This is a genomic window from Sphingomonas sp. FW306-1B-B10E, from assembly GCF_058782005.1.
This window is the reverse complement of sequence record NZ_JBYSXG010000124.1, coordinates 1-581: the sequence shown is the minus strand read 5'-3', so window position 1 is coordinate 581 and position 581 is coordinate 1. Positions and strand designations below refer to the sequence as shown.

Genomic DNA, 581 nt, shown 5'->3' with positions numbered 1-581 from the left:
CTGTACATGCCAAGGCATCCACGAATTGCCCTTACCTCACGCTTGAGAGTCCACACCACCAACGACAACACTGGATCGATCCTAGGATCGACACGAAACTCGGCAGAGCAGTGATGCGTGGTTTTACCAGACGCAATCGCGAACGATGCGCCCTCTTGATGCGGATGATTAAATCTCAGCTGTATTCGGGCGCGCCACCAAAGCGGTCAAACTTGGCGACGACACCCATGTTCCGGCATCAGTTACAGCGTTGCCGCTGAAACCCATGCCGTCACGGCATCGATTTGAAAAACCCATTCACAATGTCAAAAAGCACGGTCCGTCAGGACCGCTACTGCTCATACGAGCAGATCTCGGTGCTTCATCATCTGGATATGCAGGAGGTGGTGGAGCCTATCGGGATCGAACCGATGACCTGATGCTTGCAAAGCAACCGCTCTCCCAGCTGAGCTAAGGCCCCATTTACCTGTGGCGCAGGCGAAAGCCTGCGACGCACTAACAAGCTGGTGGGCCGAGTAGGAGTTGAACCTACGACCTCACGCTTATCAGGCGTGCGCTCTAACCACCTGAGCTACCGGCCC

At 55.4% G+C, this 581-nt stretch carries 2 tRNA genes; both read right to left on the bottom strand.

From position 1 onward, the window contains the following. Positions 1–384 precede the first annotated feature (384 nt). Positions 385–460 (bottom strand) — tRNA-Ala (locus tag AC3WJI_RS21695). Positions 461–504: 44 nt separating this feature from the next. Further along, positions 505–581, bottom strand: a tRNA-Ile gene (locus tag AC3WJI_RS21690).